12 protein-coding genes are annotated in these 13,848 nt (G+C 61.0%); 8 read left to right on the top strand and 4 right to left on the bottom strand.

Annotated elements, in window-relative coordinates; all coding sequences use genetic code 11:
- The 4 genes from ACQY7U_RS04320 to ACQY7U_RS04305 form a co-directional block, all read right to left on the bottom strand.
- Positions 1-579, bottom strand: a 579-nt coding sequence (locus ACQY7U_RS04320; protein ID WP_428642339.1) for an SDR family NAD(P)-dependent oxidoreductase, incomplete at its 3' end; no start/stop codon positions are given.
- An 89-nt stretch (positions 580-668) separates the two neighbouring features.
- Positions 669-1,985 carry a TRAP transporter large permease gene (locus ACQY7U_RS04315; RefSeq protein WP_428642336.1) on the bottom strand — a complete coding sequence of 439 codons (1,317 nt, stop codon included), beginning with the start codon at positions 1,983-1,985 and terminating at the stop codon, positions 669-671.
- Positions 1,982-2,569: a TRAP transporter small permease gene (locus tag ACQY7U_RS04310; RefSeq protein ID WP_428642334.1), complete on the bottom strand. Its 588-nt coding sequence runs from the start codon at positions 2,567-2,569 to the stop codon at positions 1,982-1,984. Before ACQY7U_RS04310 ends, ACQY7U_RS04315 begins: the two co-directional genes overlap by 4 nt.
- Before the next feature lie 66 nt (positions 2,570-2,635).
- Positions 2,636-3,676 (bottom strand): TRAP transporter substrate-binding protein, encoded by a 1,041-nt coding sequence (locus tag ACQY7U_RS04305; RefSeq protein ID WP_428642332.1) that lies wholly within the window; start codon positions 3,674-3,676, stop codon positions 2,636-2,638.
- Between the two features lie 592 nt (positions 3,677-4,268).
- On the opposite strand from ACQY7U_RS04305, the gene ytfQ reads away from it, so the two are divergent.
- The 8 genes from ytfQ to ACQY7U_RS04265 all read left to right on the top strand — a co-directional run.
- Positions 4,269-5,222: a galactofuranose ABC transporter, galactofuranose-binding protein YtfQ gene (gene ytfQ / locus ACQY7U_RS04300; RefSeq protein ID WP_428642331.1), complete on the top strand. Its 954-nt coding sequence runs from the start codon at positions 4,269-4,271 to the stop codon at positions 5,220-5,222.
- Between the two features lie 80 nt (positions 5,223-5,302).
- Complete coding sequence (locus tag ACQY7U_RS04295) at positions 5,303-6,829, top strand: sugar ABC transporter ATP-binding protein (RefSeq protein ID WP_428642328.1); 1,527 nt, start codon at positions 5,303-5,305, stop codon at positions 6,827-6,829.
- Positions 6,829-7,869: an ABC transporter permease gene (locus tag ACQY7U_RS04290; protein WP_428642326.1), complete on the top strand. Its 1,041-nt coding sequence runs from the start codon at positions 6,829-6,831 to the stop codon at positions 7,867-7,869. Before ACQY7U_RS04295 ends, ACQY7U_RS04290 begins: the two co-directional genes overlap by 1 nt.
- Complete coding sequence (yjfF, locus tag ACQY7U_RS04285; protein WP_428642341.1) at positions 7,869-8,858, top strand: galactofuranose ABC transporter, permease protein YjfF; 990 nt, start codon at positions 7,869-7,871, stop codon at positions 8,856-8,858. The genes ACQY7U_RS04290 and yjfF overlap by 1 nt, the downstream gene beginning before the upstream one ends.
- Positions 8,855-9,574 (top strand): FadR/GntR family transcriptional regulator, encoded by a 720-nt coding sequence (locus tag ACQY7U_RS04280; RefSeq protein WP_428642324.1) that lies wholly within the window; start codon positions 8,855-8,857, stop codon positions 9,572-9,574. Before yjfF ends, ACQY7U_RS04280 begins: the two co-directional genes overlap by 4 nt.
- 219 nt (positions 9,575-9,793) lie before the next feature.
- Positions 9,794-10,870 (top strand): hypothetical protein, encoded by a 1,077-nt coding sequence (locus ACQY7U_RS04275; RefSeq protein ID WP_428642323.1) that lies wholly within the window; start codon positions 9,794-9,796, stop codon positions 10,868-10,870.
- A 13-nt stretch (positions 10,871-10,883) separates the two neighbouring features.
- Positions 10,884-12,008 (top strand): hypothetical protein, encoded by a 1,125-nt coding sequence (locus ACQY7U_RS04270; protein WP_428642322.1) that lies wholly within the window; start codon positions 10,884-10,886, stop codon positions 12,006-12,008.
- Positions 12,009-12,017: 9 nt separating this feature from the next.
- Positions 12,018-13,848: ATP-binding protein (locus ACQY7U_RS04265; protein WP_428642320.1), on the top strand; the 1,831-nt coding region annotated here is incomplete at its 3' end.

Below are 13,848 nucleotides of genomic sequence, written 5' to 3'. Positions count from 1 at the left end.
GAAGAGACCCGGTGCGATGGCCATCACGCGAATGCCGTACCGGGCGAATTCGCGGGCCGCGGGCAGGCACATGGCGGCAATACCGCCCTTGGAGGCGGCATAGGCGGCCTGGCCGAGCTGGCCGTCCTCGAAGGCGACGGAGGCGGTGTTGACGATCACGCCGCGCTCGCCGTTTTCCAGAGCCTCAAGTTCCATCATGCGTCTTGCCGCATGGCTCATGACGTTGAAGGTGCCGAAGAGGTTCACCCGCAGCGTCTTCTCAAAAACATCGAACGACAATTTGCCTTCCCGTCCGACGATCCGCGCGGCAAGGCCGACCCCGGCGCAATTGACGACGATGCGCGGCGCCGAGCCGAGCTGCCGCGACGCCTCGTCCAGCGCCGCGCCGACCGCGGCCGCGTCACCGACATCGGCCTGAACGGCAACCCCGCCGATCTCGCCGGCCACCGCCTGCGCCCGGCCGAGATCGAAATCGAGGATCGCGACCTTCGCTCCCTCGCCGGCAAAATGGCGCGCGGTGGCAGCGCCCAATCCGCTGCCGCCACCGGTTACGAGCACGGATTGTCCTTCGATCAGCATGACAGGGCCTCAATTTTGGTTTTGATCATCATTGTTATGGTTCATATCTATTTTCATGCACCAAAAGAGGTGCCATGCCGCCGGCCGGGTTAACCGGCCAGCAGGAACAGGGTGATCGACGGGAACAGCACCAGAAGGGCGACACGCACGATGTCGGAAGCCACGAACCAGAGCACGGCCTTGTAGGTCTGCTTCATCGGTGTCGTGCGGTCCATCGCGTTGATGATGAAGAGGTTCATGCCGACCGGTGGCGTGATCAGACCGACCTCGACGACGATGAGCACGATGATGCCGAACCAGATGGCGACCTGTTCCGGGCTCATGCCGAAATCCAGCACGCTGATCACCGGGAAGAAGATCGGGATCGTCAGCAGGATCATCGACAGGCTGTCCATCAGGCAGCCGAAGGCCAGGTAGAACAGCAGGATCAGCGTCAGCACCACCCAGGGGCTGAAGCCCTGGCCGACCACCCAGCCGGACAGTTCCTGCGGCAGCTGGCTGAGCGCCAGGAAGCTGTTGTAGAAACCGGCACCAAGCACGATGAAGAAGATCATCGCGGTGCTGAGCGCGGTCTGGATGATGCTGTCCATGAACATCTTCCAGCTGAGATTGCCCGACACCAGTGCAATGACCCCGGTGCCGGCAGCGCCGACGGCGGCCCCTTCGGTGGGCGTGAACCAGCCCAGATATATCCCGCCAACGACAAGCCCGAAGACCAGCAGCACCGGCCAGACATCCATAAGCGCACGTAGCCGTTCCGAATAGGGCACGGGATCGCGGGTTCCGGCGGCCTCCGGATGCAGGCGCACGTAGATCGAAATGGTGATCATGTAGCCGATGGCGGCAAGGATGCCCGGTATGAAGGCGGCCAGGAACAGCTTGGCGATGTTCTGCTCGGTCAGGATCGCATAGATCACCAGAATGACAGACGGCGGAATGAGAATGCCGAGCGTGCCACCGGCGGCAAGCGTCGCGGTCGAGAACCCGCCTGAATAACCGTAGCGGCGCAGCTCGGGCAGAGCCACCCGGCTCATGGTGGCGGCGGTGGCCAGCGACGAGCCGCAGATCGCGCCGAATCCCGCGCAGGCGCCGACGGCGGCCATGGCGACCCCGCCCCTGCGGTGACCCAGCCAGCTTTCGGCGGCCTTGAAAAGCGAAGCCGACATGCCCGAATGGGTCGCGAACTGGCCCATGAGCAGGAACATCGGAATGATGGTCAGCGAGTAGCTGGAGAAGGTGGTGTAGGTCTCGCTCTTCAGCTTGGCGAGGATGATGTTGGGATTGCCGGTCGCCAGATAGAGGCCACCGAGCCCGCAGATCATCATCGCAAGCCCGATCGGGGCCCTCAGGAAAATCAGGATGAGAAGGATGGGAAAGGAGAAATATCCGAGTTCAAGCAGGCTCAATGGACTCCCCCCTCCGCATCCGGCATGAAGCGCTGGCCCGTGATGAGCTCTGCCACCCGTGCAATCGCGCAATAGAGGGCGACGACGGAGGCGATCAGCGCCGCGCCGAAGGAGAGCGCATAGGCCCACCAGATCGGAAACTGCAGGATGAAGGTCGTCTCGCCGTAGCGCATCTTGTCTTCCATGCCGACGAAGAGGCGCCAGGTGATCAGGAGGATGAGCGCGCTCAAGAGAACCTCCCAGAAGGTTACCAGAAACCGGTTCATCAGATGCGGAAAGCTACCGGCGAAGACATCGACGGCCGCATGTCCCTTGCGGAGCTGGCAGATCGGCAGGAACGCGAAGATCGTGAAGCTGATCCCCGCCTCGACCAGTTCGAAATCGCCGGAGACCGGACCGACACCGGCCGCGATCAGGGCATTGGCCGCGCCCTCGGAGAGCGAGGTCAGGAAGGCGGAATGACCGAGTGTGTTCAATCCCCGTCCGAGCACGCTGACACAGGTCAGGGCTATCAGGGCGGTCAGTACCAGTCCGCCGAGGATCGCCATGAAGCGCGCCAGGCGCTCCACCAGTTTAAGCAGCATTGTCTTCTTGTCCTGTCGGAGGCTCCCCCGGAAACCGGTTCCGGGGGACTATCTTGTCCGAATGGGTCAGTTGGCCATCAGTTCGGCGGCCCGCTTGCGCAGACCTGTGCCGTCCAGGCCCTTCCCGTCCATTTCCGCGGTCCACTCGTCGATCGTGCTCTGTGCGGCAGCCTGCCATTCGGCAACCTGTTCAGGCGTCAGCGTGATGATGTTGTTGCCCATTTCGACGGCAGCCGCCCGGGGACCGGCATCGTCGGCCTGCATCGTCTTGCCAGCGAGCGCGGAGAACTCTTCGCCGGAGTTCGCATCGATGATCGCCTTCAGATCATCGGGCAGCGACTCGTACTTGTCCTTGTTCATCGCGAAGATGAAGGCGGTGGTGTAGATCGCGTTGCCGGGGAACTCGGTGTGGTTCTTCACCAGCTCGTTCACCTTGAGCGCCCCGACGACTTCCCACGGGATAACCGTCGCATCGACAACACCCTTGCTGAGCGCTTCGGGAATGGCCGGCACCGGCATGCCGATGGTGGTTGCGCCAAGATTGGAGAACAGCTTGTTGGTGACGCGGGTCGGTGCGCGCAGCTTGACGCCGTTGAGATCGCCCAGAGCGGTGATCGGCTTGCTGGAGTGGATGACGCCCGGGCCGTGGACCCAGAGAGCCAGCGGTTTGAAGGGCGCGAAGTCCTGATCCATCATGGTTTCTTCGGCCAGCTTCCAATAGGCGCGGGACATGGTTTCCGCGTCGGTCATGGTGAAGGGAAGCTCGAACACTTCAGTGCGCGGGAAACGGCCGGGCGTGTAGCCGGCAACGGTCCAGACGATATCGACAACCCCGTCGACGACCTGGTCGATCAGCTCCGGCGGCTTGCCGCCAAGCTGCATGGCCGGGTAGCGTTCGATCTTGATGCGACCACCGGATTCGGCCTCGATCTTGTCCGCCCACGGGTCCAGGACGTGCTTCGGCACATTGGCCTGAGCCGGCAGGAACTGGTGCAGGCGCAGCGTGACTTCCTGTGCCAGCGAACCGGATACCGATCCTGCAAGTGCAACTGCGGAGACGGCTGCGGCGGCTGCCAGTTTTGCCACCTGCCTGTTGAGTCTGATCATGTTTTCCTCCCTGTCAGATCATTTGCGTTACCGGACCGGAACCTCCCTCCAATCCGATAATGATCTATAATAATTATGTTCTATAACTATTTCCCGCAATCCTGTCCATCAGGAAATGACGCCAAGGCTTCTCGCGGGATAGGGAACGGCAAGAACAGCATTCGCGACAACTGCTTTCCGGCGCCCACATCAGGCAAAATCCGTTCCGGCTCATGACCGCGCCCTCCCTTGCAAGACCGTGTCCCCGGGAGGCACCTTAGCATTGTTTTCAGAGAAGAAAATCCATTTGGGGACAATCGCCTGAAGTTAAGGCCACCCGCCAAATCGAAGACAGGACACCCTGCGGGCGTCACCGGTTTTCCGGTGATTGTCCGTCAGCTCTCGAGCCCACCTCAACAACTGCGACCACCAGGCCCGGACCCGGATGTCACAACCTCCGCTGCCGGCAACAGTTCGGCAACTTCGAATTTTTCATTAATTAAATCAATTACTTATTTCAAAAAACAGTCAATCTTCACCGTATAGCTTTACAAAAGTAATAAAGTAATACTTAATGATCTGCGTTAGAAGAATATACCTTGTGGAGGAGACTATGAAACTCAAGGCAATGCTCATTGCCGGGGCGATGGCGTTCGCACCCGTGACCGCAATGGCGGCCGATCTCACGATCGGTTTTTCGCAGATCGGCTCTGAGTCGGGCTGGCGGGCAGCAGAGACCACCGTTACCAAGCAGCAGGCGGAAAAACGCGGCATCGATCTCAAATTCGCCGACGCCCAGCAGAAGCAGGAAAACCAGATCAAGGCGATCCGCTCATTCATCGCCCAGGGCGTTGACGCGATCCTCCTGGCACCCGTCGTCGCAACCGGATGGGACGAGGTCCTGGAAGAAGCCAGGGATGCGGAAATTCCGGTGATCCTGCTCGACCGGACCGTGGACGCTTCCGATGATCTCTACATGACCGCCGTCACTTCCGACCTGGTTCATGAGGGCAGTGTCGCCGGGCAGTGGCTCGTGGACGAGATGGCCGGCAAGAAGTGCGATATCGTTGAACTTCAGGGCACGACCGGGTCGTCTCCGGCCATCGACCGCAAGAAAGGCTTCGAACAGGCCATCGCCGGTCAGAACAACCTGAACATCGTCCGCAGCCAGACCGGCGACTTCACCCGGTCCCAGGGCAAGGTGGTGATGGAAAGTTTCCTGAAGGCGGTCGGCGGAGAGAACATCTGCGCCCTCTACGCCCATAACGACGACATGGCCGTCGGTGCCATTCAGGCCATCAAGGAAGCCGGCCTGAAGCCGGGTGAGGACATCAAGATCGTTTCGATCGACAGTGTTCCGGACATCCACCTGGCCATGGCCAACGGTGAAGCCAATGCCACCATCGAGCTGACCCCGAACATGGCCGGCCCTGCGCTCGATGCACTGGAAGCCTACCTCAAGGACGGCACCGTTCCGCCGAAATGGATCCAGACCGAATCCAAGCTCTACACGCTCAAGGATGATAACATGGCCATCTACGAGATGAAGAAAGACCTGGGTTACTAGGATCTTCGCCAGGAATGCCGGGCGGCCCTTCCGCCCGGCAAACACACAAAATGCGACGGACTTCGGGGGGAAGCCGATAAATGGCGAGTGTCACGAGCCCTGTGTTGGAATGCAGAGGGATTTCAAAGTTTTTTCCGGGAGCTATCGCCCTGGATGCGGTTGATCTGACCCTTTACCCGGGTGAGGTGCACGCGCTTCTGGGGGAAAACGGCGCCGGTAAATCCACGCTGATCAAATGCCTGACGGGCGCCTACAGGCGTGACAGCGGCACGATCCTCCTCGACGGCGAGGAAATCTCACCACAGAGCACACTGGACAGCCAGAAGCTGGGGATCGGCACCGTTTATCAGGAAGTCAATCTGCTGCCCAATCTGACCGTTGCGGAAAACCTCTTTCTCGGCCGCCAGCCGATGAAACACGGCCTCATTTCCCAGCGGCGCATGCTGGCCATGGCGGAGGACCTGCTTACCGAGTTCGGACTTCGCATCAATCCGGCCGAACCGCTGTCGGCCTATTCCGTCGCCGTGCAACAGGTTGTTGCAATTGCCCGCGCCGTGGAGCTTTCCGGCAAGGTGCTGATTCTCGATGAACCGACGGCCAGCCTCGACCGCGACGAGGTCGAGCTCCTGTTTTCCGTGATCGAAAAACTCAAGGCCCGGGGTCTTGCAATTGTCTTCATCACCCACTTCCTCGATCAGGTCTTTCAGATTTCCGACCGCGCGACCATCCTGCGCAACGGCCGGCTGATCGCAACGCGCCAGCTTGCCTATTCGACCCAGACGGAAATCGTCACGCTGATGCTCGGGCGACAACTGGAAGACAGGATCCAGGACCGTGCGCCGACGGAAACCGGCGACACCCTGATCGAGCTGAAGAATTTCGCAAGGCGCGGCGTGATCGAACCGTTCGACCTGACCGTCCGCAAGGGCGAGGTCGTAGGTCTCGCCGGTCTGCTCGGCTCGGGCCGAACCGAAACCGCCAGCCTGATCTTCGGCGCCATCCAGGCCGATCAGGGTGAGGCGCTCCTGGAGGGGCGCAGGATCGGTCTGAAAAATCCACGCGAAGCCATTTCGCACCGCATCGCGCTTTGCCCGGAAGATCGCAAAAGCGACGGCATCGTCGGGGATCTCTCCGTCCGGGAGAACATCGTCCTTGCCCTGCAGGCCCGGCAAGGCTGGTTCCGACCGCTTGCCAAGGCCAAGGTGAACGAGCTGGCCGAAGCCTACGTCAAGGCGCTCGACATCCGGCTTGCGAGCCTCGACATGCCCATCCGGCTGCTGTCGGGCGGCAACCAGCAGAAGGTCCTGCTGGCCAGGTGGCTGGCAACCAACCCCTCTTTCCTGATCCTGGACGAACCGACCAGGGGCATTGATGTCGGCGCGCATGCGGAAATCATCGCCTTGATCGAAAGACTGCGCGAGGACGGGCTTGCCCTGCTGGTCGCCTCTTCGGAACTGGAGGAACTTGTGGCCTATTCCAATCGTGTGATCGTGTTGCGCGACAGGCGTCAGGTGAAAGAACTTTCCGGTGACGACATCACCACGTCCAATATCGTCAGGGCGATTGCCGACGAACCTCAAAACGACTACCAGGCGGAGGCTGTCTGATGTCCGGCATGACCCGGTCGACCCTGAGGCGCATCACGCCGCAACTCGTCATTCTCATCGTCGTCCTCACCCTCAATTTCCTGGTCTTCCCGGACTTCTTCCGGATCGAGTTCCAGCACGGCCGGCTGTTCGGCAACCTGATCGACGTCCTGAACCGGGGAGCACCGACGGCCCTTTTGTGTATCGGCATGACGCTCGTCATCGCGACGCGGGGGATCGATCTGTCCGTCGGTGCCGTCATGGCGATTGCCGGCGCGGTTGCCGCTTCGCTGGTGGTCGACGGCCACAGCTGGCAGACCGCCCTCGTGGGGGCGCTCGCCGTCGGGTCCTTGTGCGGGCTTTGGAACGGCGTCCTCGTCGCCGTCCTTCGCATCCAGCCGATCGTCGCCACGCTTGTGCTGATGGTGGCCGGGCGTGGCATCGCCCAGTTGATCACGGAGGGCACCATCCTGACTTTCGTGAACCCGGGACTGATCCATCTGGGCGCGGGTACCATTTTCGGCATTCCGACCCCGATCCTGATCTGGATCTTCCTCGGGCTTCTGGTGGCGGCGATCGTGCGCAAGACGGCGCTCGGCATGCTGATCGAGGCCATCGGCATCAACGAGAGTTCCTCGCGCCTTGCCGGCATCAACAGCCGGGTGCTGATCATCTCGGTCTACCTGATCTCCGGCTTCTGTGCGGCGCTTGCCGGTGTAATCGTTGCCGCCGACATCAAGGGAGCCGACGCCAACAATGCCGGCCTCTGGCTCGAACTCGACGCCATCCTGGCGGTCGTCATCGGCGGCAATTCCCTGCTCGGCGGTCGGTTTTCCATCCTGGCGTCTCTGCTTGGCGCCCTGATCATCCAGTCGGTGAATTCCGTCATCCTTCTGTCCGGCATGCCGCCGGAGTTCAACCTGGTCATCAAGGCCCTGATCATCATCGCGATCCTGGTTATCCAGTCGCCAACCGTGAAGCACGCGCTCTACATCCTGCGCGCCTCGACCCAACCGGCCCCGCCCGAACCCGCCCAGGAAGCAAAAGAAGGCACACAATGATCCGTTCCACCCATCTGCCGCTTCTGGTGACCATCGCCACTTTCGTGCTGGCCTATACGCTGTGCGCGTCGCAGTACCCGGCCATGCTGTCGACACGGGTTGTGGCGAACCTTCTGACGGACAACGCCTTTCTGGGCATTGCCGCGGTCGGCATGACTTTCGTGATCCTGTCCGGTGGTATCGATCTTTCCGTCGGCTCGGTGATCGCCTTTACCGGCGTATTCCTGGCTGTGATCCTGAGGGACACCTCGATCCATCCGCTGGCCGCCTTTGTCCTGGTTCTGGCGATCACCATCTCCTTCGGCGCAGCGATGGGGGCGATGATCCATTACCTGGAAATGCCGCCCTTCATAGTCACGCTGGCGGGCATGTTCCTCGCCCGGGGTGCGGCCTATGTTCTGTCCACGGACAGCGTGCCGATCACCCATGAGTTCTACGACACGCTTCAGGCGCTCTACTGGAAGGCGCCCGGCGGCGGACGGTTCCGTCTGACGGGCATGATCATGCTGCTGACCTTTGCCGCCGGCATCATCGCCGCGCACCGCACGCGCTTCGGGCAGAACGTCTATGCCCTTGGCGGCGGCCAGCCGACGGCACGCCTCATGGGGGTTCCGCTGGCGCGGACCACCATCGGCATCTACGCAACCTCCGGCGGACTTGCCGGGCTCGCCGGCATCATCTTCTCGCTGTACACGTCAGCCGGTTATTCGCTGGCGACAGTGGGCGTGGAGCTCGACGCCATCGCGGCCGTGGTGATCGGCGGCACATTGCTCAGCGGCGGCACCGGCTTTGTCGCAGGCACATTCTTTGGCATTTTGATCATGGGATTGATACAAACCTTTATCGTGTTCGACGGAACGCTGTCGAGCTGGTGGACCAAAATCGTGATTGGCGGTCTGCTGTTCGGGTTCATCTTGCTTCAGAAGGGTCTCACTTGGGCAACCACACTGCGCAGAAAACCAGCGACAGAGTTCGCCGCGCAATCATGACATTCGTCGCCACGGGCGGGTTGGGGAACCAGATCGGAAATCACACTGACCAGGTTGTCGAACAGCTTGGCCGCGCCATCGTGGCCGGTGAGTATCCGCCGGAGTCGATGATCCCCCTGGACCCGGACATCTCCGAAATGTTCGATGTGTCGCGAACGGTGGTGCGCGAGGCAAAGAAGACACTGATCGCAAAGGGACTGATCCAGTCGAAGGCCAAGGTCGGCACCCATGTGCGGCCGGCGTCAGAATGGAACATGTTCGACCCGGACGTGCTGCGATGGCACGCGGCGCTGAAGAACGTCCGCCCCTTTCTGGAAGACCTGTTCGAAATCCGGCTGATCTTCGAACCGGCAGCCGCCAGCCAGGCTGCCAGACGGGCAAGCGACGCGGAATGCGCGGCACTTTCAAAACTGTGCGACAACCTCGCCAAGGGCGAGGATCGGGCCGCTGTAGCGGTGGCCGACCTGGAATTTCACAAACTGATCCTGAAACTGTCCGGCAACCGCTTCCTGCAGTCCCTCGGCGACCTGGTGCAGGCCGCGCTCTATTCGCTGTTCATCAACGAAGCGCACGAACGCAACGACCAGGAGACCCGTGAATTTGTCGAGCGCCACAGGGCCATCGTCACGGCGATAACGGCGGGCGATGCGAAAGGTGCGTCTGCCGCTATGGAAGCGGTCATCCTGGCGGGCCGGCGCATCGAAATGGGGATTTGATACCGGCTCCCGGAGCCGCAAGTTTTCGGCAAGAAAATTCGCTTCGATGAAGGCCGGGTTACCACACTTTGCAATAGACTTTTAACGCCCTCCGGAAGACACTTAAGCTTCTGCAGCTCTTTGGCGATTTCTGCCCTCGGACAACAGCCCGTAATTGTAATTCCACAAAGTGTTGCTAAATATGAGTCTGTAATTTTGACGATCATTGGGAAGGGGCCGATGGCGGATTTGAGTGCGCAAATTGAAAAGTCGAAGCAGGAAGTTGCGGCGGCACAGCAGAAGATCAGCGAACTGACTTCGAAGATCGAGACGGCGAAAACCAAGCTCGAGTCCGGCCAGGACATCTCCATCGACATCGAGAACGCATCCCTGGACGACGTCCATGCACATACGGAGCTGATGGGCGCCAATATCGCCGAGCTGATCATGGGCCTCGACGATGTCACGGCAAACTTCTCCAAGGACTTCGATTCCATGCGTTCGAAGACCGGCTGGGAGACCTTTGTCGGCATCTTCTCCAAACAGCGCTCCGACAGCATCCGGCAGGAGCGCATGCGCTCGGCCAGCATCGACGACAAGCTGCAGGACCTGATTTCCAAGTCCAACGTCATCAGCCAGCTCCTGCAGGAACAGCTCAACACGCTGAACGACCACAGCAGCCGCGTGGAGACCAACCTGAGCGCGACCCTTGCCCAGCGCGAGCAGTCCGTCGGCATGCTGGAAGAGATCAAGAAAAAGATCCTGGCGATGGATCCGGACATCATCGCGCTTGAAAACAAGATTTCCATGGAAACGGACGCCGCCGCCCGCACCAAGCTGGAGAGCCAGCTTGCGGAAATGAACGCGGAATACAACCGCCTGGCGCAGGAAGAACAGGTGCGGCTGGCCGAGAGCCAGACGCTTGAGCGCTACATCGAGAAGGGCAAGACCTGGGTGGACAGCCTGCAGAACCAGGCCGCGACCCAGATGGTGCTGATCAACAAGCTGCAGACGGACACCAAGCAGCGCGTTGTGCTCTACGACGCGCTGGTGAAGTCGCTGAAGACCGCCCAGCAGCAGGACGTGGCGCACCGGATCAACGAGATCGGCGTTGCCACCGACAAGGAAGCCCAGTCGGCCATGGCGGCCATCGGCTCGGCCACCAACCAGCGCATGGCCGACATGATGGAAGCCCATGAGGACCACATGGTGTTCGCGCGCAAGGTTCTGGAAGAAAAGGCCAAGTCGGACGAACGTTTCGCCCGCCGCTTCCAGCAGATTGTCGAGAAGCACGACAAGAACGCCTACGGGGCCTGAGGGCTGAATCCGGATGGTGGATCTGACACTGGATCACAGGACCTTGGAAGAAGCGCATGAAACACGGCGCTACTTCGCCAAGTTCGAGCGCATCATCTCCCATCTTCAGGGCGTCGCGGAGAGTGTCGTGCCGGAAAACACGGCACTCGCCTCGGAGATCCCGATCCTGAAGGAGTATCTGGAAGCGCTTTCGGGTACCTTCACGGCGCTGTCCTACAAGTACCTGCTTGCGGGCCGGGTGTCGGAGATGCTGCCGTCGCTGCTCAACATCGACCGGCAGGACAGCGGTTTTCCCATCTATCAGGAACTGCTGCAGATGGCGAACGACGCCATGCAGGCGGAGACGCACCTGCGCACGCTGTCAGGCATGCGCGACCTGAAGATCGCGATGATCAACCATATCCTGAGGGAGCAGACCGCGCCGCTCAATCTGCAGTTCGCCGCCTCGCAGCGCATGTATTACGAGGAACTGGCACGGGGGAACCTCTTCTGGGCACGCAATGATCCACGGATCGCCTGGAGCGGGAACGTTTCGGAGGACCGCCGCAAGTACCGGCTGCACTGGGCGGTCTACGACAGCCAGCAGAACATCCCGATCATCTACATCATGGATCTGGAAGACAGCGGACGGCGGCCACTGGCCAAGGACGAGCGCCGGCTGCCTCGGGTGCAGAGCCATCTGACCGCACAGTCTTCCGCCTCGCTGAAACTTTTGACCATCGCCCGCGGCTTCGACCGCGATTTCGACGACCTGCATCCCAAGCGCCTGCGCCGGTTCTTCATCGGCCCGATGTACAGCCATACGTTCACCGAACAATCCGGCCCCCTGAGGGACGTCCTGAGCGAGGTGGAAACAAAGGGCGCCGACGACTGGGCCCTGGCCTGGACCACGGAAACGCTGGTTGCCTCCAGTTCCGAATTTGAAGCGTCAGGCTTCTTTTCGTCCGTGGAACGGCAGGTCTACAAACTGGATCCGTTCGAGGACACAGCGGAAGCGGCGGGCCACACCCATCAGCAACGCTCGCTGATCCTGCCGCTCAAACCTTACCAGATCCTGGAAGAACGGGATCCGCCGGGTTTTGCCCATATCCGCAAATACGCCGTCAGCCCCTCGGGCAAGATCCTCAGCTACAAGTAGGTTTCCCGCGTGACCCTTTCCAACGACCTCATGGAACTGAAAGAAGACAAGATCCGCGAGAAATACAAGTTCGCGGAAGCGATGCTGGAAGGCTTCGACCACACGCCCCGGATCGCCGCCAAGCGTGAGCCGGACCGGGTCGAGGAACGCTCGACAGGCCTCGGCACACGGCGCCGGTTCCGCTCGACAACGCCCGGTCTCGTCACCCGCTCCACGGCCCGCCCGGAAGGCGTGCGCCTGAGCGAGCGCATACTAGAGAGCGACGAGGACGTGCTGACAACACCGCTTCAGGCGAGTGTGCTGCGCGCGCTCCGGCGCGCCCTTTCGGTTGCCCAGGTGGCCTCCGACCAGTTCGCCGAACAGACGGGTCTGGACAATCTGAAGCGCAGCAATCTGTCGGGCACGCTCGATGCCTCGCAGAAGGTCCGTTTCCAGGATCTCCTGTCCGCCTCGGCGCTGATTGCGCTGCATGTCTTCGCCAACATGACCGACTTCCTCCTGTCCGGCCTGACGGTGGAGCTGGGCGAGACCGACCTTCAGTGCGGCGAGGTGGAGGAAGTGCTGCTCGACAACGACCACCTTGCCCTGCACGGCGCCTTGTGGGAGCTGGACCAGGAGATCGCGGCGGCGAACGTTTCGACGGATGCGCAGCTGATCGGCCTGATCACCTCCTTCTGCGAACAGCTGATGGAAAAGGTGACGCTGCGCGCCGACGGCAAATCCGCGCTCGCCCCCTTCTCGGCGGCCAGATACAGGGTGGAAGCCGACGACTTCGAGATCACCGGCTTCACACCGGCGGCCCGCGCCCGCTCCACCTCGCTGGCGATGGCCTTCAAGAAGCCGGAGGAAGTGGTCGGGAACCACATTGCCAAGTATCAGGCCATGAAGCTTTCCAAGATGCTGATGGCCTATGATTTCGAGCGCAAGCTTAATCCCTTTGCCGAACTCGGCGGCTTCATCTTCACTTTCATGGGCGACGGCAAGCCGGGCACCGGCAAGACGACGCTCATCCAGATGATGGCCGGCCTCATCAACGACTACTGCCATGCGGCCGGCTATGCCTTCCGCTATGAAAACCTGTCGACCGAAAGCATCGACAGCTACCAGGGCAAGTCGGCCCAGAACGCCAAGGCCTTCATCCGCAATGTCATGGAACCGAATGTGATCGGCTTCGGCACCATCGACGACATCGACCAGCTTGCGGGCAAGCGCGGCGACCGCCAGTCCTCCGCCGGCCAGCTGGAAATCACCGCGGTTCTGATGGAAAGTTTCGCCGGTGCCAATACAGTCGTGCGCGGCAACTGTACCTTCGGCATGTTCTCCAACTATCCGGAAAATGTCGACGATGCCCTGCGTCAGCGCGCCGGCGCAAGGTTCCTGGTGGATGGACCACAGACCCGCGAGGACTATATCGACATCCTGCATCTCCTGATGGGCAGGAACCATTCGATCCCGGTCGGCGACCACGACCTGTTCAAGGCCCAGGCAATCAAGAAGGCCGTTGCCGCGTCCTATGACCGCCACTCCCGTCCGCAGGAAGACGCGCTTGCAAAGGTCTTCGAGAAGGTTCAGGCCGACATCGGCGAACTCGACACGATTGCCAAGTTCGGCGCCTATCTGAAGGCGATCCAGGAAGCTGACGAGCGTTTCACTGGCCGGGCGATCAAGAACATCACCGACGCCATCAAGGTCCGGGCGATGGATTTCGAACTGCCCGACGAGTGGATGGAAAATCCGGACCTGTTCCTGTTCAGGGACTATGACACCAAGAAGGCCATGATCGCCGATCTTGCCCAGCCGATCACAATCGACATGGTCATCCAGGAAATCAACCGCTACG

It is taken from the genome of Roseibium sp., assembly GCF_050301095.1.
Taxonomy (GTDB): Bacteria; Pseudomonadota; Alphaproteobacteria; order Rhizobiales; family Stappiaceae; genus Roseibium.
The sequence above is the reverse complement of the archived record's forward strand: the minus strand, read 5'-3'. Positions and strand labels throughout refer to the sequence as shown.

Coding starts and splice junctions, on each gene's coding strand:
- ACQY7U_RS04310 (WP_428642334.1), bottom strand. CDS start 2,569: ATGCTGCTTAAACTGGTGGAGCGCCTGGCGCGCTTCATGGCGATCCTC.
- ACQY7U_RS04305 (WP_428642332.1), bottom strand. CDS start 3,676: ATGATCAGACTCAACAGGCAGGTGGCAAAACTGGCAGCCGCCGCAGCC.
- ytfQ (WP_428642331.1), top strand. CDS start 4,269: ATGAAACTCAAGGCAATGCTCATTGCCGGGGCGATGGCGTTCGCACCC.
- ACQY7U_RS04295 (WP_428642328.1), top strand. CDS start 5,303: ATGGCGAGTGTCACGAGCCCTGTGTTGGAATGCAGAGGGATTTCAAAG.
- ACQY7U_RS04290 (WP_428642326.1), top strand. CDS start 6,829: ATGTCCGGCATGACCCGGTCGACCCTGAGGCGCATCACGCCGCAACTC.
- ACQY7U_RS04280 (WP_428642324.1), top strand. CDS start 8,855: ATGACATTCGTCGCCACGGGCGGGTTGGGGAACCAGATCGGAAATCAC.
- ACQY7U_RS04275 (WP_428642323.1), top strand. CDS start 9,794: ATGGCGGATTTGAGTGCGCAAATTGAAAAGTCGAAGCAGGAAGTTGCG.
- ACQY7U_RS04270 (WP_428642322.1), top strand. CDS start 10,884: ATGGTGGATCTGACACTGGATCACAGGACCTTGGAAGAAGCGCATGAA.